The sequence below is a fragment of the Micromonospora kangleipakensis genome (assembly GCF_004217615.1).
Classification (GTDB): Bacteria; Actinomycetota; Actinomycetes; order Mycobacteriales; family Micromonosporaceae; genus Micromonospora; species Micromonospora kangleipakensis.
Genome location: NZ_SHLD01000001.1, coordinates 2,961,796 through 2,980,139, shown reverse-complemented (window position 1 = coordinate 2,980,139; position 18,344 = coordinate 2,961,796). Strand labels below are relative to the sequence as shown.

Sequence of the window (18,344 nt, the reverse complement as noted above, 5' to 3'; positions counted from 1 at the left end):
ACAAGCGAGCAACGAATTATCGAAGCTTCCCAACGCGCCGCATCCCTCACACACTGATGCACTGATCTCGGCAGATCCGTGCACCGCCGGGGCAAGCGACCTTCATCAACGTTCACGCAGAGTGACTTGGCGCTGTGTTGATATCGCGGCCTCAGCCACGGACTGGCCAGCAGTCGCTTGAAAACCGGCGTCGACCGGTCGTTTTGCTCGACTGTCACGTAGCGCGCCATGATGCGCCTGCGGCGATCGCCGCCGCGATCCGCGCCTCGGCCTGGTCGTGTGGCCCCAGAGGCGAGGCCGGGACCTGGCGATGCGGTCCCGATCTTGAGGTCTGTTGTCAACGCCAATGGCGTGTTCTTATAACGGGACGACGATGTCAGTGACCTTGTCGCGGCGTACCGTCGTCCATACCGCTCTGTCACCCCTCCATCCCGTCCGTGAAAGGTGCAACGATGCGCAGGAGATCGACGTTCCAACTGGCAGTCCTGACCGCTACCGCTGCGACATTCTTGGCGGCCGGTGGAGCCTCCGCGGCGGTGGGTACGGCAGCGTCCGTGACCGCCTCCGCGGGTGTTGCGGCGTGTGAGCCGGGTGCCGAGGGGCACAGCGCGGCGCGGGTGAGCGAGGGCGCCACCGCCCAGGAGCCGGAGCTGTACTCCAAGAACGAGGCGAACGCCTACGGCGTGATCAAGGATTCGCCGCGCCTGGCCAACGGCAGCATCACCGTGCCGACGGTCTTCCACATGGTCTCCGACCACCCCCTCAGCGAGGCCGAGACGAACCGGTGGAACACCCTGATCGCGGCGCAGATGACGGTGCTCAACGACTCGTTCGCCGGTCGCACGGCCTCGGACGCCTCCGACACGCCGTTCCGCTTCTCGCTTGTCGACACGACGTGGACGGTGAACAGCGACTGGTACACCGTCGTGCCGGGCAAGAACGAGCGGGACATGAAGAAGGCGCTGTACACCGGCGACGCCCGCACCCTGAACGTGTACGCGGCCAACATCGGCGGCGGGCTCCTCGGCTGGGCGTACTTCCCGAAGGGTTACAACAACGGCCGGGACTACATCGACGGCGTGGTGATGCTCGATGAGTCGATGCCGGGCGGAACGGCGGGCAAGTACGCCCTGGGCGACACGCTGACGCACGAAGTCGGGCACTGGCTGATGCTGGAGCACACCTTCGCGCACGGGTGCTCCGCTTCCGGCGACTACGTCGCGGACACTCCCCGGGAGGCGGCGCCGCAGTTCAACTGCCCGGTGGGCGCGGACACCTGCACCGCACCCGGGCTGGACCCGATCCACAACTTCATGGACTACACGCAGGACTCCTGCATGAACATGTTCAGCGCAGGGCAGGCGGACCGGATGAGCGACGCCTGGCTGGCGTTCCGGGCCGGTGGCGTCTAACCAAGCCTTGGTGGGCACGTGTCGGGGTTGACGGGCCGCAGCCAGCGGCTCGTCAACCCCTTTTGTATACGTAGACCGAAGCGCTACCCAGAGGCTCCTCTTAGCAGGCCCAAGCGACGAACCGGTCGTTGCCCGACGCCTCGGGGTCGTCGATGATCTTGCGTAGCTGCTGCAGGTGGGCGGGGCGGAGGTAGTCGGCGATGTCGTGCATCGCCTCGGCGGTGAGCTGCTGGATCGCCTCCGGGGCCGCCTTCACCCAATCGGCATGGGCGTGCAGCTGATCAAGCGCTGTCATTACGCCGCCCGAGCCATTGGCGCACCGCCGAGAAGGCTGCGTCGGTCAGTCCCGCGGATGGGTCGACAGGGTGCGGCAGCGGCGGCCCCGGGTGGTGCGCTGCCACCCATCGCCGGTCAGCCACCGACAGCGGCAGATCCGCACGTCTCGATCGTGGTGCAGGGACGTTGAGTTGGGTGCCCGACTTCCCAGGTCTCGAGGTGCGTCCGCTGAGCGCGAGTAGCCACTCGGCTGGCAGTGGCATTCACGCCAGTTCGGCGATCACTGCGCGGACCATTCGGCGGCCGTGCTCGGCCATTCGCGGGAAGGTATGCCGGTAGTAGTCGATGCCGGTCAGCGACGGTGCGAGGGCCCAGCCGCAGGCGCGGCGCCAGGTAGCGTCGTCGTACTCGACTGCCTCCCGGTAGGCTTCCCGGGCCGCGCCGGTGAAGGTCCATAGCGCCGGAGCCACGTCCGGCGCCGGATCGCCGACACCGAGTGCGCCGAAGTCGATGACCGCGGCCAGTCGGCCGCGGTCGGTGATCAGGTTGCCCGGCTGCAGATCACCGTGGATCCATACGGGGTCCCGGTCCCAGTCAGGAGCAGCCAGGCAGGCGTCCCAGGCCGCCTCGGCCGCGGTCACATCGAAGCCGTCGTCCTGCTCGGCGAGCCGGGGCAGCACACGGCGGACGCCTTCATCGGCGTGGTGCAGGGCGGACCCGCGGGAACCCGGTGGCTTGAACGGGCCTCCGGCCGGATCCACCCCGTGCAGGGCGCGAACGAAGGCGGCCACATCGCGGGCCAGGAGTACGTCGTCGCAGCCAAGCCTGGGAGGCGTGCTCCCCACGACCCACGGCACCACGGTCCACCGCCACGGGTACCCCGCGCCCGGCTCGCCCACATGAAGCGGAACTGGAATCCGCACAGGCAGGTGGGACACCAGCAAGGGCAGCCACCGCGCATCAGAATCGGCCTGGTCGACCGCCGAGGCAATCTTGGGCATACGGGCGACGAGTTCGTTGCCGATCCGAAAGAGTACGTGGTCGGTGCCCTCCAACTCGTCGGGTAGGGGTGTCACGGGAAGGTCGGCCCACTGCGGGCACTGGGCCGCCACCAGGCGGCGCACCTGCCCGACGGTGGCTCGGATCTCGTCATCGTGGATGGGCACGGCTGGCACGGTAATGCGGTTAGGCGGTGTGGTGCCAACCGATTAGGTGTCCAGCACCGACGCTCCCGAACGACTACGGCGCCCTTGGTGTCGACCAGCAGCCGCCGAGGACGAGGTCTCAACAGCGAACGCATCGTCGAACACCGGCTGCGCCAACCGCGGCAGCCCCAGTCTCAACATCTCCTGCCGGCCACCGCCCAGGTAGGCGCGCCAGAGAGAGTGGCCATAGCTTCGGCCACACCGTCAGGCAAAGTCTTCGGCCACACTCTCTGCTGCATGAGCCTGTACAGGCCGCGCCACTGCTGCCGATCAGGCCGCCCGGTCTTGCCGCTCGGCATCGGCTTCCCCGAGCAGATCACCGAGTTACAGAGCGATCAAGGTGTGACCGATGGTCGGATTCGCGGATAAGGCCCAATATGTCCCGCTTTCTACTAACGTGAGGGCTGCTCGCACAATCCCCACCCTCCTCGCTGGGCACGGCCTGGCGTGACGCGTCTAGCGAGGTCTCGGTGCTCTCCCCATCCGTGACATCCCGATCCGGCGCGCGACCCCTGGTCGCGGTGTGCGTGATCTTCGCCGCCGTGGCGCTGGTCGCGGTGCCGGCCAGTCTCGACCTCGGCTGGGACGAGGTCGTCTATGTGAGCCAGCACGGCAACCATGCGCCGCCGGCGTTCATGAGCGCACCGCGCGCCCGGGGCGTGACCCTGCTGGTGTGGCCGGTGGCGTCCTGGCTCGATTCCACCGTCGTGCTCCGCCTGTTCCTCACCGTCACCGCGGCGGCGTCCCTCGGGCTGGCGTTCTGGGTGTGGTCGCGGGTGTCCCGGCGGCCCGCCACCGCCGCGATAGCCGCCGGGCTGTATGCGAGCCTCTGGACCGCCCTGTTCTACGCGAACGCCGCAATGCCCAACCACTACACGGCGATGGCGGCGGTGGCGGCGGTCGGGTGTTTCCTGCTGGCCGCGGCCGAGCCAGCCCGACCCGGGGCGTACCTCGGGCTCGTCGCCGCCCTCGCCGTGGCCGCCCTGATGCGTCCGGCCGACGCCTTCTGGCTCGGGCTCCCGCTGCTCGCCGCCACCGTCGCGGTGCCCGCGTTCCGGCGGTGGCGGCTGACCGCGGCAGTGGTCGCCGGCCTCGTGCTGGGCGGCGCACCGTGGGCGGTCGAGGCCGAGCTGCGCTACGGCGGGCTCCTGGAGCGCATCCGTCAAGCCGGTCACGTGCAGGGCGGCACGAGCCTGCAGTTCTCCCTCGGGCACGTGATCAGCACCCTGGACGGGCCGATCCTGTGCCGCCCGTGCGGCAGCCCCGTGCGGTGGCCGGCGGTGCTGTGGTGGCTGGCGCTGGCGGTGCTGGTGCCACTGGCTGTCCGGACGGCCCACCGGGCGGGCATGGCACGGACGGCATGGCTGCCAATCGTGGTCGCCGCCGCCATGGCCTTCCCCTACCTGTTCCTGATCGGATACTCCGCACCCCGGTTCCTGCTGCCGACGTACGCCGTTGCTCTGGTCTGCGCCGCCCCGGGGATCGCCGCATTGTTCTCCACGGCCGTCGGCCAGTCGCGGCGGGTCGTCGCCGCCGTGGTTGCGTTGGGCTTCGCCGGCCACCTCGCCATCCAGGCCGGCATCCTGCACCACGTCGTGGCGGAGCAGGTCCGCGGCCGCGGCGACTGGACCCGCCTCGTCCAGACCCTGCGATCGCACGGGGTGCGACCGCCGTGCGTGATCTCCGGCCACGAGGCCATTCCGATCGCCTACTATGCCGGGTGCCGGGCGCTGGAAGACCGGGGATACAACCGCAACGCGAGCACCGCGCAGCTGCGGCAGGCCGCGGCGACCGGACACTTCGCCCTGCTGGTCAAGGGCTCCGCCCCGCCGGACTGGGCCAAGGACTGGCACCGGATTCCGGTGCGGGGCCTCACCACCTCCGGCTGGGAGGTGTACCTGCCGCAGCGCCCGGCGGCAGCACCGAAATAGGACGGCTGCGCGGCGGGTGCGGGCCGCGGACGGCTGCCACGCCCGGCACCGCGCTCGTTCGGGCATACGCCGGGCGCCGGCGGGTATGCCCGGCGGATGCGCACCGGCGAGTTGACCCGGCTCTACCACCACCAGACGAGCCAGTGTCGCGGCGGCCGGCCGCCGGGTGTCCATGGGTTCGTCCCGATGGACCCGAGCAACCGGCCCCAGCCCTTCAAACGCCACCTCGGGGCGCCGGTGCACCCCCTCCCCCGCGACCTGCCGCCGACCGGGGCGCCGGCCGCGGCGACCCTGTCCGGACGGGTACCGCCGAGCGACCCGACCATCGACGGCGAACTCCTCGCCCGGCTGCTGTTCTACTCGGCCGGCGTCACCCGAACCGCCGGAGACAACCTCTGGTTCCGGGCCGCCCCCTCCGCCGGCAATCTTCACCCCCTCGAGATGTACGCGGTGGCCAGCGAGGTGGCCGGACTCGACGCCGGGCTGTACCACTTCGCGCCGGAGGTGTTCGGCCTGGAGGCACTCGCGGCCGGGGACCACCGCCGGGCGCTGGCCGACGCCACCGCCGACCCAGACGTCGCGGCCAGCCCGCTCGCCCTCGTCGTCACCGGCCTCCCGTGGCGCACCGCGTGGAAGTACGCCGAACGGGGCTGGCGGCACGTCTACTGGGACGCCGGGACAATGCTGGCGAATCTGCTCGCCGTCGCCGAAGGCCACGGGCTGCCCGTGCGGGTACGGCTAGGCTTCGTCGACGCCGCCGTGTCTCGCCTGCTCGGCGTCGACGGCGTGACGGAGTTCCCGGTGGCGGTGATCACCTGCGGCCGGCCCACCGCGACCGCCGCCGCCGAGCCGGTCGAGCTACCTCCGCCGCAGTTCCCGCCGACGCCGCTCTCCCCCGCGCCGGTCGACTTCCCGCTGGTCAACCGGGTGCAGCAGGCCGGTGAGCTCACCACGGGCGACGACGTGACCGGCTGGCGGGCGGCCGCCGTCGCGGGCCTGCCCCGCGCCACCGACACCGTCGATGCACCGGTTGCGGCCGGCAGCGAGCCAATCGAGTCGGTCATCCTGCGCCGCGGCTCCACCCGGCGCATGCGCCGCCAACTCGCCCCCGCCGAGCTGCTGCACTGGGCGATGGCGGCGGCGACCCGAGCGGTCCCCGCCGACGCAATCCCGACCGGGACCACCCTGCTCTCCCACGAGGTCGCGGTCCACGCGGTGCACGGCACGGAGCCGGGCCTGTATCAGCAGGTCGACGGCCCGCCGCAGCTGCGCCGTCCGGCGCCGGAGCCCAAGGTACGAACGTTGAGCCAGGGGCTCTGCCTCGACCAGCCGCTCGGCGGCGACTCGGCGTACACCGACTTCGCCTGCGCCGATCTCGACCAGGTGCTCGACGGGTACGGCGAGCGCGGGTACCGGGTCGCCCAGTTCGAGGCGGGGGTGGCCGCCGGCCGCCTGCAACTGGCCGCCTTCACCCTCGGTCACGGCGGCACCGGCCTGACCTTCTACGACCAGGACATCTCGGATGCGTTCGACACCCGTGCGGCCTGCATGCTCGCCGTCGCCATCGGGCTACCCACCTACCGGCCGAAGCCGGGCGGCCCGCCCGGCCGACCCCGGCGGATCACCCGCTGACGGGTCCCGCTGGGGGTCAGTTTTCACGCGACGCCGACAACTTGGATGTGTCCTCCCGCCAGGCGCAACACCTTGTCAGCGCCTGCTGCTGGGACAGTTGGTTCTGTCCGTGGATTGCGACCGGCTGCGGCACAGGTGATCTCACGATCGCCCTCGCCCGCCGCGGCTACGAGGTAACAGCGATCGACATCTCGCGCGTGGCGATCGACATGGCCCGCGCCAAGGCCGTCGGCGAGGGCCTGACGGTGCATTTCGAGGTCCAGGATGCCACGGACCTGTCGTTGCCGTCGGCGCCGTTCGACTCGGTGTTCGATTCCGGTCTGCTGCACAGCCTCAGCCGGCGCGGCGGTGGCAAGGTGGACGAATACCTCGCGCTACTGCCGGGCCTCGCCGGGCCGGGCGCGACCGTCTTCGTACTGGCGGTGTCTCTGGGGGCGGGCCAGGGCTGGGGCGTGACCGAGGATTGCTGCGGGCGGGCTTCCCCGGGCCGGAGTGGGTCGACACGGAGGTCGAAGAGAGCGACGTGGCCGCAGAGATAGCCGGCCGGGAGCTTTTTCTGGCCGGCTTCCTGCTCCGCACGGTCCGAGCACTCGACACCTAGCCCCGACCGGCGACGGCCGAACCGCATGACCCAAACCCGCGCCCGCGGCGAACGCTCCACGACCGAACGAACCTACCTGCGGGCCGGACGCAGCAGCGTGCTGGTGACCGAAGCGACCCAGGCGGTCATCGAGCTGAACCAACGCGCCCGCGCCGAGCGCATCCTCGACGGCGAGACCATGCCGAGTCGCGAGGTGAACTCGGCAAGGTGGCCGTCCGGTGCGGTGACCGCTCCGGCTTCATCGTCAACGCGCTGCTCTTCCGTACCTCAACGACGCGGTGAAGATGCTCCAGGCCCACTACGCGACCGCCGACGAGATCAAGACGGCCATGAAGGAGGGCTGTGCCCTTCCGGTGGGCCCTTCGAGCTCCTCGACGTGGTCGGCAACGACTGGCGATCCAGCGCGAGCTCTACCCGAAGTTCCGCGAGCCCGGCTTCGCGCCCGCCCCGCTGCTGGAGCACCTCGTCACCGCCGGCCACCTCGGCCGCAAGACCGGCCGCGGCTTCCGCGACTACAGCTGAGCTGCGTCAGTCCAGGCAGAACTCGTTGCCCTCGGGGTCGGTCATCACGATGAAGCCGGCGCTCATCGGGGGAGCGGGCTCGTAGCGACGAACCCGCGTCGCTCCCAGCGCGACGAGCCGGTCGCACTCGACCTCCAGCACCGCCATCCGCTCCGCTCCCTGCAGTCCGGGAGCCGCACGGACGTCGAGGTGGACGCGGTTCTTGGCGACCTTGTCCTCGGGCACCTGCTGGAAGAACAGCCGTGGGCCGTGCCCGTCCGGGTCCTCGATGGCCGATCTCGTGTTGCGCTGCTCCTCCGGTACGCCGACCCGCGCGAGGAAGTCTTCCCACGCGGCCAGCGGGTCGGCGTCCTCGGGCAGGTCGACTCCGGGCGGGCCGGGGTGGACGTAGCCCAGTACGTCGCGCCAGAAGGACGACAGTGCCCGCGGGTCGTGGGCGTCGAAGGTGACCTGGATGTGGCGGCTCATCGGGTTGCTCCGCTCGTAGCGGGTTTCGGGTGCAGGTAGAGGTCGCGCAGCAGGCAGACCTCGGACAGGTGGTGGATCAGCTCGCGGTGGATGTGCAGCACCAGATCGGCCATGGGCGCCTCGGGGAAGGGCTCCTTCGCGCCGACCGGGACCCGGAGCCCGGCCTCGCCGAGGCCGCGCACCCCGGCCAGCCAGACGTCGAGCTGGGCCTCGAGCTGGTCGAGCGCGATGGCCGCGCTGCCACCGTACTCCCAGGTCTCGTACGACGCCGCCGGCGCGCCGAAGTGCGCCGCGTTGCGCGCGGCGAGCACGCCGACGATGACGTGACCGAGTCGCCAGGCGATCGTGGTGAAGGCCGCGGGGACCGGCTCGGGGAAGGCGTAGTCCATCGTGAAGTCCCCGGCACCGACCTGCACGGGCGCCGTCGAGCTGCCGCGCGGCCGCACGCTCCAGGCGTCCGGCACCGGCGACCAGAAGTACTCGTCGTCGGTGAGGCCGTCGAGCCGGGCTCGGAGCTGATGGTTCCAGTGGAACTCCCACTGCTCGCGCAGCGTCCGGTTCCAGTCGAGTTCGTCTGCATCCATGGAGCCACCCTGACACCCCTAGCGGACAGAATCGGTCCGCTATCTCTGGCAGGGTGGGCGACATGGACGTGGCAAGCGGTGACGTGCGGGGGACGACGGAGCGGGTGCTCACCCTGCTCGGGCTGCTGCAGCAGCGCCAGGTCTGGACCGGCCCCGAGCTCGCCGACCGGCTCGGGGTCACGCCGCGCACGGTACGGCGTGATGTCGAGCGGCTGCGCACGCTCGGCTATCCGGTGCACGCCAGCCAGGGTGTCGGCGGCGGCTACCAGCTCGGCCCGGGGCAGGACCTGCCGCCGCTGCTTCTCGACGACGAGGAGGCGATCGCCACCGCGGTCTCGCTGCTCGCCGACGCGGGTGGCGGGGTCGCCAGCGCCGGCGACGCCGCACTCCGGGCGCTGACCAAGCTCGACCGGGTGCTGCCCACCCGGCTGCGGCACGAGGTGCGCGCGCTCTCCGGCTCGGTGGAGTCATTCGGCGGAGGCCGTACGCCGGTCGACCCCGAGGTGCTGATGACGCTGGCCAGAGCCTGCCGCGACGAGGTCGAGGCCGGCTTCGACTACCCGTCCGGGAGCGAGGTGCGACGGCGGCGGGTCGAGCCCTACCGCCTCGTCGCCTCCGACCGGCGCTGGTACCTCCTCGCCTACGACCTCGATCGCGACGACTGGCGCAGCTTCCGCGTCGACCGGATGACCGATGTGTCTGCACGGACCTGGCGCTTCCGCCCGCGCCCGGCGCCCGACGCGGCGACGTACGTGCAGGAGGGTGTGGCGAGTCGGGTCTACCCGCACCAGGCGCGCTTCCTCGTGCACGCGTCGGCCGACACGGTGCGCGCGCAGATTCCGGCGTCGGCGGCCGTCGTACGACGGCGAGGGAGCGAGCTCTGCGAGGTGCTCAGTGGCGCTGGCAGCCTCGACTTCGTGCTCATGCACGTGCTCCTGCTGGGGCACGACTTCGAGGTACTCGACCCTCCGGAGCTCGGGAGGCGCTGTCGCGCGCTGGCGGAGAGACTGCTGTCGGCCGGTGCAACGATCTCACCGGTGCCGGACATGGAGGTGTCATGAGCCGCGACCACGCGAGCGCCGAGGATCGTCGAAGGAGACCCGGGACGCACTCAAGCGCCTCGGCGATTCTCTGGGCAGATGACCGTTGCTATTGGTCAGCGTTGCGCCGTCAGGCTGAACGGGACTCGTCACCACGCTCTAGTACGGCAGCCGCCGTTTGAGATGTCACTGGTCGGGAGGGGTGGACGCGAGGCGGCCACCGCGTGATCGTCTGTGCGTTGTGGACACAACATCAGATTTGGCGGTGGCCGCGAGCCACAGCGTAGACGTTGCCCCGTGGCGTTGGGTGCTGGCTGGCGTGCTCGCCTCGTTCGCGGGCCGGTTCGGGCGGGTCGAGCCGCGTCGCACGGCGGCGGCGTTTGTTACCGGGCTGCTGGCCGATATCGAGGTCAAGACGTGCTGGCAGCTGGCGGAGCAGGCCGGGCACGCCCGGCCGGATGCGATGCAGCGGCTGTTGTACCGGGCGGTGTGGGACGCCGACGCCGTCCGTGACGATGTGCGGACGGTGATCGTCGATCGGTTCGGTGACCCGGACGCGGTTCTGGTCGTCGACGAGACGGGGGACCTGAAGAAGGGCATTCACTCGGTCGGGGTGCAACGCCAGTACACCGGCACCGCCGGCAGGATCGAGAACGCGCAGGTCGGGGTGTTCCTCGGCTACGCCAGCGGGCACGGGCACACCCTGATCGACCGCAGGGTCTACCTGCCGGTGTCGTGGACCGACGATCGGGACCGATGCCAGGGCGCCGGGGTCCCGGACGAGGTCGAGTTCGCCACGAAATCCGAGCTGGCAGCCGAGATGATCACCGCAGCCGCCGACGCCGGCGTGCCCGCAGGGTGGGCTACCGCGGACGAGGCCTACGGCAACAACAGCGTCTTCCGCGCCCACCTGCGCGAACACCAACTGGGCTACGTCCTGGCCGTGTCTCGCAGCCACCAGGTGCCCCTCGACGGCGGCAAGGTCAAGATCCGCGCCGACCGCATCGCCGCCGAACTACCGGCCTCGGCGTGGCAACGCCGCAGCACGGGGGCCGGGTCGAAAGGGCCACGCCTCTACGACTGGGCCTGGCTCGACGATGTCACCACCGACGCCGACCCCGACGACGACGGCCACCACAGCCTCCTGATCCGCCGCAACACCACCACCGGTGAGCTGGCCTTCTACCGCTGCTGGACCCCGCAACCGGCCACCCTCGCCCAACTCATCAGGGTCGCCGGGATCCGCTGGACCGTCGAGGAAGCCTTCCAGGCCGCCAAGGGTCAGGTCGGCCTCGACCAGCACCAGGTCCGCCGCTGGGACTCCTGGCACCGCTTCACCACCCTGGCCCTGGCCGCCCTCGCCGTCCTGGCGATCTGCGCCGCCGACGCCGCCGACGAACCCCCGCAGAGCGGATTGATCAAGCTGACCGTCAACGAAGTCCGACGGCTGATCAACACCTGCACCATCCGGCCGATCCACGAACTCGCCCATCGTCTGCGCTGGTCACAATGGCGGCGCCGCCATCAAGCCCGAGCCCGACAAGCCCACTACAAACGACGCCTCAACGCCGAACTTCAGCCATGATCCCGAACGGCGGCTGCCGTACTAGGCCTGCCAGGCGCTGGGTGTCTACCCATGGAACGAGCCAGAGCCCGAGCCGCCGCAGTTCAAGGCCAGGGTCGTCGCTCTGCACGAGACACATCACCCGCTTGCCCTGCAATGCTGCCGGCCATGCCCGTTCCCCTACCACTTCCAACAGGTTCTGGGCGTCGTCGCTGCGACGAGTCGCAAACACATCGAAGCCGGTCAGGACCAGCGTGAACCCGGCGGACCGATCCAGCGTTTCCCAGATCGTCTCGGCGAGTCCCTCGCTCAGACAGTGCCACTGGTCGTGGCATGTGTAGCCCAAGACCGACCCCAGGTCACGAAACATATGCGAGGTGATCAGCCAAGACGCGTCCACTGAGACGACGTGGTATCTCTGCCGTCGCAACCAAGCAACGATGTCGCTCAGCAGCGCACGACTGTGCACCAATCGCACCGGCGATTGGATCATCAACTGGTAATCGAGCCGTCCAGAGTCGGTCTCGCGATCAAACGCCGCCGCCACATCCGCCAGGATGCATCAGCCGCGACCATGCCTGCCATCCCGCATACCGATCCATTCGGCCGTCTCGGAGCGGGCCGTCGCTCTCGGCCGCTGACCGTTGCTGCACTTCGCTGCTGTACGAGCAGCAAGAGGCCACCCCCATCAATGGGAAGTGGCCTTCTACCTGCGTGGGCGATACTGCGATCGAACCAGTGATCTCTTCGGTGTGAAGCCGGACGCTACACCGACTCTGACCTGCGGAGACGCGAGACCGCAGGTGGGAGCGCATGCCGTTGGGCGTCGTTCGGTGCCGTTGAGTGCCGTTCAACGCCGTTCATGGCACCCGACTGCTCCCAACCCGCTCCCCGATCCCCGCCCCACATGACCCACTCGGTATGCCGAGATGTCTGCCTAACGCAGGGCCGTCCGCCCCACGTCCTACCGCCAAGGTGGGTGGTCGACCGCACGTTCGGCTGGCTGGTGCACAACCGGCGGCTGGCCCATGGCTCCGACCGTGACCGTCAACTCCGAGGCATGATCACAATCGCGATGATGCGACTCATGAGGATACGTCTGGCCGGCCGGACGGTCCGCTGGAGCAACGCCGTCGCGCGCGCAAAGCCACCGGACCAGCAACGCCGAACAGGTCCTCGCAACGCAGCCGCCCGTTACCCCGACACCCTGACCAAATCCTCACCCCATCGGTACGTTTCGGGCCGCCGTCAACGGGTAGCACGCCGCATGCCTGGCCTGTCACTGGTGACCGTCGGCGCCAGCCTCGTGCTCGCCGATCCGGCGCAGCTGCTGCCGGCGCGCGAGCAGATGGCCTTCACTCTCGGCTTCCACATCATCCTGGTGCCGTTCGGGGTGGCCTTCACATTCCTGATGCTGATCGCGAACGCCCGCGGCATTCGCCGGAACGACGAGACTGCGCTGCTGCTGGCCCGGCGCTGGTCACAGGTGGCGGCGGTGCTGTTCGCCGTCGGCGCCGTCTCCGGCACGATGCTGTCGTTCGAGCTCGGGCTGCTCTGGCCGCGACTGATGGGCAACTACGGCGCGGCGTTCGGCATCCCATTCGCGATCGAGGGTCTGTTCTTCTTCCTGGAAGCGATCTTCGTCGCCATCTACGTCTACGGGTGGCAGCGGATGCGCCCATGGCCACACTTCTGGACCGGGGTGCCGGTGGTGCTGTCCGGAGTCGGCGGCACGCTGTCGGTGGTCGCGGCGAACGCCTGGATGAACCAGCCGGGCGGATTCACCATGCGGGACGGCAAGATCGTGGAGGTCCGCCCACTCGAGGTGATCTTCAACGACGCGTTCTGGTACGAGGCCATCCACATGCTGCTGGCCGCGTACATGGTCGCCGGGTTCGTCGTCGCCGGCGTCTACGCGGCCGGGATGCTGCGCGGCCGCCGCGACCGCTACCACCGGCTCGGCCTGGCGATACCGCTGACCGTCGCGGCGCTGGCCACCCCGCTGCAGATCTTCGTCGGCGACGTCGCCGCGCGCGAGGTCTACCGGAACGAGCCGGCGAAGTTCGCCACGATCGAGGCCCTCCCCACCACGGGCACCCACGTGCCGGAGGTGCTGGGCGGCTACTACGCGAACGGGGAGGTGCACGGCGGCCTCAAGGTTCCCTCGGGGGCCTCGCTGCTGTCTGGTTACTCGCCGTCCACCCGCATCCAGGGGCTGGACGCCATACCCGCCGAGGTGCGGCCGCCGGACCGGCTGGTCACGATCGTCCACCTGAGCTTCGACGTCATGGTCGGTATCGGCTCCGCGCTGCTGGCCCTCTCCGCCTGGTACGCGCTGGCCTGGTGGCGCCGCCGTGACCTGCCGCGCAGCAGATGGTTCCTGCGGGCGACCACGATCAGCGGTTTGCTCGCGGTGGTGGCGCTGGAGGCGGGCTGGGTGGTCACCGAGGTCGGCCGGCAGCCGTGGACGGTCGTCGGTCACCTCCTCACCCGGGACGCGGTCACCACGTCCGGCAACCTGTGGCTGTTCTTCGCCGCCACCGTCGCGCTCTATGCCGCGGTCGGCGCCACCACCGTGTACGTCCTGCGACTGCTGCGCCGCCGCTGGCGCGACCAGGGCGGGGCTACCGAGACGGACGTGCCCTACGGGCCGCCCCGGGCCTCGGAGTCCGCGCCCGCGGGAGATCAGGCGTGAGTACGTTCGCCGCCGTCGTGCTGTTCATCGGCGTCACCGCCTACGCCGTGCTCGGCGGCGCGGACTACGGTGCCGGCTTCTGGGACCTCACCGCCGGTGGTGCGCGGCGCGGGCGGGCCCCGCGGCACCTGATCGACCACACGCTGGCACCGGTGTGGGAGGCCAACCACGTGTGGCTGATCTTCGGCCTGGTGATGCTCTGGACAGGCTTCCCGTCCGCCTTCGCCGCGATCATGACCACGCTCTACATCCCGCTGGGCCTCACCGCGCTGGGCATCGTGATCCGCGGCAGCGGGTTCGCATTCCGAAAGGTGGTGGTGAAGACCGACCAACAGCGGGCGACCGGAGCGGCGTTCGCCACCTCGTCGGTGATCACACCGTTCTTCCTCGGCACGGTCGTCGGTGGAATCGCCTCCGGGCGGGTGCCCGCCGACGGACACGGCAATCCCGTGACCAGCTGGGTCAACCCGACGTCGCTGCTCGGCGGGGTGCTCGCGGTCGGGGTGTGCGCGTTCGTCGCCGCGGTGTTCCTCACCGCCGAGGCCCGTACCCACGCCGACGCCCGCCTGGAGCGCTGGTTCCGCCGTCGAGCCCAGGCCAGCGCCGTGGCGACCGGCGCCGTGGCGCTGGCGGGAATCGCCATCCTGCACGCTGACGCCGGGCGCCTGTTCTCCGGGCTGACCCGCCGCGGCCTGCCCCTGGTGCTGGTCTCCGCGGCATGCGGGCTGGCCAGCATCGCCCTGCTTCACCGGGCCGCGCCCCGATTGCTGCAGGCGCTCGCCGTCAGCGCGGCCGGCACGGTGGTGGTCGGCTGGGGCGTCGCGCAGTACCCGTACCTACTGGGCACCCACCTACGCATCGACGAGGCCGCGGCTCCCGACGCCACCCTGGCGTCGCTCACCCTCGTCGCCGCCGCGGCGCTCCTGCTCGTCGTGCCGGCCATGGCGCTGCTGTTCGTCCTGCACCAGCGCGGTCGTCTGGACACCGCCTGACTCCGTTCACGCTGGCGCCGTGCCGGACCGCGGCCGGTTCAAGATTCGTTGGTGGAACCGCGGGTGCCGTTGCATTATCTGATCGGGAGACGCGGCACGCCCGGGTCGAGTCTGCGGTCAGATCACCCGGGCGAGTTCACTGAACGCCGAAACGACTCGGAGCTTGGGCTGACTGTCGAGCCCGAGTTCGCAGTGTCCGCGGCGGACATTCTGCATGAACGCGTGCCCGGCGATGATCACCTGTGCGGTTGAGTCGGCCCGGAGCCCACGCATGGGTCGTAACCGATGCTTGAGCTGGCTGTGACCGGCCTCGATCGGATTGTTCGCGTGCCGCTCGAATTCCACTTTAACGTATATCGCACCGGGGGGCTTGCCGCAAGACCCGGGTCTTGCCGCAGAATCGTCGGCCGGACCCAAGAATGGACGAAGAAATGGGGCACGACGTGCGTGTGTTGTTGTCGACCTATGGGGGGCGCGGTGACGTCGAACCGCTGGTGGCATTGGGGGTGCGATTGCGGCCGAACGGCGCGGAGATGCGGGTGTGCGCGCCGCCCGACTGGGCGGAGCGACCGGCCGACGGTCAGAGGGGTAGGCAAGAAGAGATGAGGACGCCCCCAGGAGTTTCGACCGAGCTCGAGACGCCGGTGATCCACCCGGTCAGTGGAGTGCAGCGGAGGACGGCTGCCTCGGAGGTATCGCGATGATCGAGCAGTACGTGTTAGGTCTCCAAGAGGTCGACGGGATGCAGGTCGCGATCGTTGGCGGCAAGGGCGCGCACCTGGGGGCGTTATCGCGGATCGACGGCATCCGCGTGCCGGCTGGGTTTTGCGTGACGACGGCCGCCTTCCGGCGGATCATGGCCGAAGCGCCGTCGATCGACGATCGGCTCGATCAGCTGTCGCGCCTGAACCCGGACGACCGGGAGGCGATCCGCACGCTCAGTGCGGAGATCCGCCGGACCATCGAAGGGATCGTCCTCCCCGACGATGTGGCGGCAGCGATCACCCGGGCTCTCACCCACCTCGGCGAGCAAGCCGACTACGCCGTGCGATCCAGCGCGACGGCAGAGGACCTGCCGACGGCCTCCTTCGCCGGCCAGCAGGACACGTACCTGAACGTCATGGGGCTGGCGGCGATCCTCCAGCACGTCAGCCGGTGCTGGGCGTCGCTGTTCACCGAGCGGGCCGTGACCTACCGCCAGCGCAACGGCATCGACCACCGTACGGTCCACATGGCCGTTGTAGCGCAGAAGATGGTCTTCCCGGATGCGGCCGGCATCCTGTTCACGGCCGACCCCGTCACGGGCAACCGGAAGGTCGCCACCGTGGACGCCAGCTTCGGCCTCGGCGAGGCCCTGGTCTCCGGCCTGGTGAACCCGGACGTCTTCAAGGTGCGCGACGGCGAAATCGTCGCCAAGGCGGTCGCCACCAAACAGCGTGCCGTCCACGCCCTGCCGGCCGGCGGGACGAAGGAACAGGCGATCGACCCACAGCGGCAGGAGCAGCCGGCGCTGACGGATGCACAGGTCGTGCGGCTCGTGCAGCTCGGGCGGCGGATCGAAGCGCATTTCGGCAGCCCGCAGGACATCGAATGGTGCCTGGTCGACGATGACTTCCAGATCGTGCAGAGCCGGCCAATCACCACGCTGTTCCCCATCCCCGCGGCCCGCGACCGGGAGAACCACGTCTACGTCTCCGTTGGTCATCAGCAGATGATGACCGACCCCATGAAGCCACTGGGCGTCTCCGTGTGGCAGCTGACGGCCATGGCGCCGATGCACGAGGCCGGCGGGAGGCTGTTCGTCGACGTCACCCGGCGCCTGGCCTCGCCCGCGAGCCGCGCCGGCCTCCTGGAGGTGGCGGGGAGGGGCGATCCGCTGATCAGGGACGCGCTGGAGACCGTCCTCGACCGCGGCGACTTCGTCCCGACGCTCCCGGAGGCTGGTCCCGGCGGGCCGCCGGCCAGCGGCGCGTCCGCCCCGACCGAGACCGATCCGGCCATCGTCACCGAGCTGATCGAGCGCAGCCAGGCCTCCATCGCCGCCCTGCGGCGCGACATCCGGACGAAGACCGGACCGGCGCTGTTCGACTTCCTGCTGGAGGCCTTCCAGGAGCACAAGCGAGTCCTCAGTGATCCATTGAGCATGCAGGCGATCATGGCGGGGATGGAGGCCACCTGGTGGCTCAACGACCAGCTGCGGGAGTGGCTGGGCGAGAAGAACGCGGCCGACACGCTCACGCTGTCCGCCCCCGGCAACGTCACGTCAGAGATGGGGCTGGCGCTGCTCGACGTCGCGGACGTGATCCGCCCGCACCCGGAGGTGGTGGCGTTCCTGCAGGGCGTCGAGGACGACGGCTTCCTTGACGAGCTGCCGAAGCTCGCGGGCGGGACCGAAGCGCGCGACGCCATCGAGGCCTACCTCGACCGGTACGGCATGCGCTGCGTCGGCGAGATCGACATCACGAGGCCGCGCTGGAGCGAACGCCCCACCACGCTCGTGCCCCTGATCCTCGACAACATCAAGCTCTTCGAGCCGGGCGCCGCCGAGCGGCGCTTCGAGCAAGGGCGACAGGAGGCGCAGAAGAAACAAGAGGACCTGCTGGAACGCCTGCGGGCCCTGCCGGACGGGGAGCAGAAAGCCGACGAGGCCAAGCGGATGATCGACCGGGTCCGAACCTTCATCGGCTACCGGGAGTACCCGAAGTACGGCATCGTCAGCCGCTACTTCGTCTACAAGCAGGCCCTGCTGGAAGAGGCCGAACGCCTCGTGCAGGCCAACGTGCTCCCTGAGAAGGAGGACATCTTCTACCTCACGTTCCAGGAGCTCCACGACGTCGTGCGCTCGAACAGAGTGGATGACCAGCTCATCCAGCAGCGCAAGGACGCGTTCCGGTCGTACCACGCGCTCACGCCGCCCCGGGTGCTCACGTCTGACGGCGAGGCCATCACCGGGGCGTACCGACGCGACGACGTGCCGACCGGCGCCCTGATCGGCCTACCGGTCTCCGCCGGGACCATCGAAGGGCGCGCCCGCGTCATCCTGGACATGGCCCAGGCTGATCTCGAACCGGGTGACATCCTCGTCACGGCCCACACGGACCCGAGCTGGACGCCCCTCTTCGTCGCCATCACAGGCCTGGTGACGGAGGTCGGAGGATTGATGACACACGGCGCAGTGATCGCACGGGAGTACGGCCTGCCGGCTGTCGTCGGTGTGATAGATGCCACCCAGCTGATTCCCGATGGGCAGCGGATCCGCGTGCACGGCAGCGACGGGTACGTCGAGATTCTGCCTTGACCGACCACTCACCGAGAAGGCTGTTCATCACCGCAGTTCAGCGCGCTGCCACTTGTCCGACCCCGGTGAGCACTTCGGACGCGGTGGCCATTTCGCCAAGCTGCACCCAATCTGCACCCACATC

The 18,344-nt window shown here is 69.8% G+C and carries 15 protein-coding genes and 1 pseudogene; 10 read left to right on the top strand and 6 right to left on the bottom strand.

All coding sequences use genetic code 11. The features are described from left to right. Positions 1 to 554: 554 nt before the first annotated feature. A complete protein-coding gene (locus tag EV384_RS14305) occupies positions 555 to 1,412 on the top strand; it encodes a zinc metalloprotease (RefSeq protein WP_242624050.1) in 858 nt (285 codons plus the stop codon). Between the two features lie 100 nt (positions 1,413 to 1,512). Here EV384_RS14305 and EV384_RS14300 read toward each other — a convergent pair whose 3' ends face one another. Further along, positions 1,513 to 1,668: a hypothetical protein gene (locus EV384_RS14300; protein WP_207232726.1), complete on the bottom strand. Its 156-nt coding sequence runs from the start codon at positions 1,666 to 1,668 to the stop codon at positions 1,513 to 1,515. Between the two features lie 283 nt (positions 1,669 to 1,951). Next, positions 1,952 to 2,812 (bottom strand): aminoglycoside phosphotransferase family protein, encoded by an 861-nt coding sequence (locus EV384_RS14290; RefSeq protein WP_207232325.1) that lies wholly within the window; start codon positions 2,810 to 2,812, stop codon positions 1,952 to 1,954. A 566-nt stretch (positions 2,813 to 3,378) separates the two neighbouring features. Here EV384_RS14290 and EV384_RS14285 point away from each other — a divergent pair. The 4 genes and pseudogenes from EV384_RS14285 to EV384_RS14270 all read left to right on the top strand — a co-directional run. Beyond that, positions 3,379 to 4,824, top strand: a complete 1,446-nt coding sequence (locus EV384_RS14285; protein ID WP_130333689.1) for a hypothetical protein — start codon at positions 3,379 to 3,381, stop codon at positions 4,822 to 4,824. 96 nt (positions 4,825 to 4,920) lie between these two features. Beyond that, complete coding sequence (locus EV384_RS14280) at positions 4,921 to 6,456, top strand: SagB family peptide dehydrogenase (protein WP_130333687.1); 1,536 nt, start codon at positions 4,921 to 4,923, stop codon at positions 6,454 to 6,456. A 47-nt stretch (positions 6,457 to 6,503) separates the two neighbouring features. After that, positions 6,504 to 6,995, top strand: a complete 492-nt coding sequence (locus tag EV384_RS14275; RefSeq protein ID WP_242624049.1) for a class I SAM-dependent methyltransferase — start codon at positions 6,504 to 6,506, stop codon at positions 6,993 to 6,995. Between the two features lie 254 nt (positions 6,996 to 7,249). Further along, positions 7,250 to 7,579 (top strand): annotated as a pseudogene (locus EV384_RS14270) (3-hydroxyacyl-CoA dehydrogenase family protein); the annotation flags it as partial. 6 nt (positions 7,580 to 7,585) lie between these two features. On the opposite strand, the gene EV384_RS14265 reads toward EV384_RS14270, so the two are convergent. Both EV384_RS14265 and EV384_RS14260 read right to left on the bottom strand, forming a co-directional pair. Further along, the gene (locus EV384_RS14265; RefSeq protein WP_130333685.1) at positions 7,586 to 8,047 is read right to left on the bottom strand and encodes a VOC family protein; all 462 of its coding nucleotides are present in this window, start codon (positions 8,045 to 8,047) and stop codon (positions 7,586 to 7,588) included. Further along, positions 8,044 to 8,631 (bottom strand): DinB family protein, encoded by a 588-nt coding sequence (locus tag EV384_RS14260; protein ID WP_130333683.1) that lies wholly within the window; start codon positions 8,629 to 8,631, stop codon positions 8,044 to 8,046. The genes EV384_RS14265 and EV384_RS14260 overlap by 4 nt, the downstream gene beginning before the upstream one ends. 62 nt (positions 8,632 to 8,693) lie before the next feature. Here EV384_RS14260 and EV384_RS14255 point away from each other — a divergent pair, with 62 nt between their 5' ends. Then, positions 8,694 to 9,692 (top strand): helix-turn-helix transcriptional regulator, encoded by a 999-nt coding sequence (locus EV384_RS14255; RefSeq protein WP_130333681.1) that lies wholly within the window; start codon positions 8,694 to 8,696, stop codon positions 9,690 to 9,692. 286 nt (positions 9,693 to 9,978) lie between these two features. Further along, positions 9,979 to 11,256: an IS701 family transposase gene (locus tag EV384_RS14250; RefSeq protein WP_130333679.1), complete on the top strand. Its 1,278-nt coding sequence runs from the start codon at positions 9,979 to 9,981 to the stop codon at positions 11,254 to 11,256. On the opposite strand, the gene EV384_RS14245 is transcribed toward EV384_RS14250, so the two are convergent. Then, complete coding sequence (locus EV384_RS14245; RefSeq protein WP_130333677.1) at positions 11,234 to 11,782, bottom strand: hypothetical protein; 549 nt, start codon at positions 11,780 to 11,782, stop codon at positions 11,234 to 11,236. The two genes, EV384_RS14250 and EV384_RS14245, sit on opposite strands and share 23 nt — an antisense overlap. 720 nt (positions 11,783 to 12,502) lie before the next feature. Between EV384_RS14245 and EV384_RS14240 the strand changes: the two genes are divergently transcribed. After that, positions 12,503 to 13,930: a cytochrome ubiquinol oxidase subunit I gene (locus EV384_RS14240; protein WP_130333675.1), complete on the top strand. Its 1,428-nt coding sequence runs from the start codon at positions 12,503 to 12,505 to the stop codon at positions 13,928 to 13,930. Continuing rightward, positions 13,927 to 14,922 carry a cytochrome d ubiquinol oxidase subunit II gene (locus EV384_RS14235; RefSeq protein ID WP_130333673.1) on the top strand — a complete coding sequence of 332 codons (996 nt, stop codon included), beginning with the start codon at positions 13,927 to 13,929 and terminating at the stop codon, positions 14,920 to 14,922. Before EV384_RS14240 ends, EV384_RS14235 begins: the two co-directional genes overlap by 4 nt. Positions 14,923 to 15,039: 117 nt before the next feature. Here the strand turns inward: EV384_RS14235 and EV384_RS34795 are convergent, their stop codons facing one another. Then, complete coding sequence (locus EV384_RS34795) at positions 15,040 to 15,267, bottom strand: DDE-type integrase/transposase/recombinase (RefSeq protein WP_165439935.1); 228 nt, start codon at positions 15,265 to 15,267, stop codon at positions 15,040 to 15,042. Positions 15,268 to 15,622: 355 nt separating this feature from the next. On the opposite strand from EV384_RS34795, the gene rph reads away from it, so the two are divergent. Further along, complete coding sequence (gene rph / locus EV384_RS14220) at positions 15,623 to 18,220, top strand: rifamycin-inactivating phosphotransferase (RefSeq protein WP_130333669.1); 2,598 nt, start codon at positions 15,623 to 15,625, stop codon at positions 18,218 to 18,220. Positions 18,221 to 18,344: the final 124 nt, after the last annotated feature.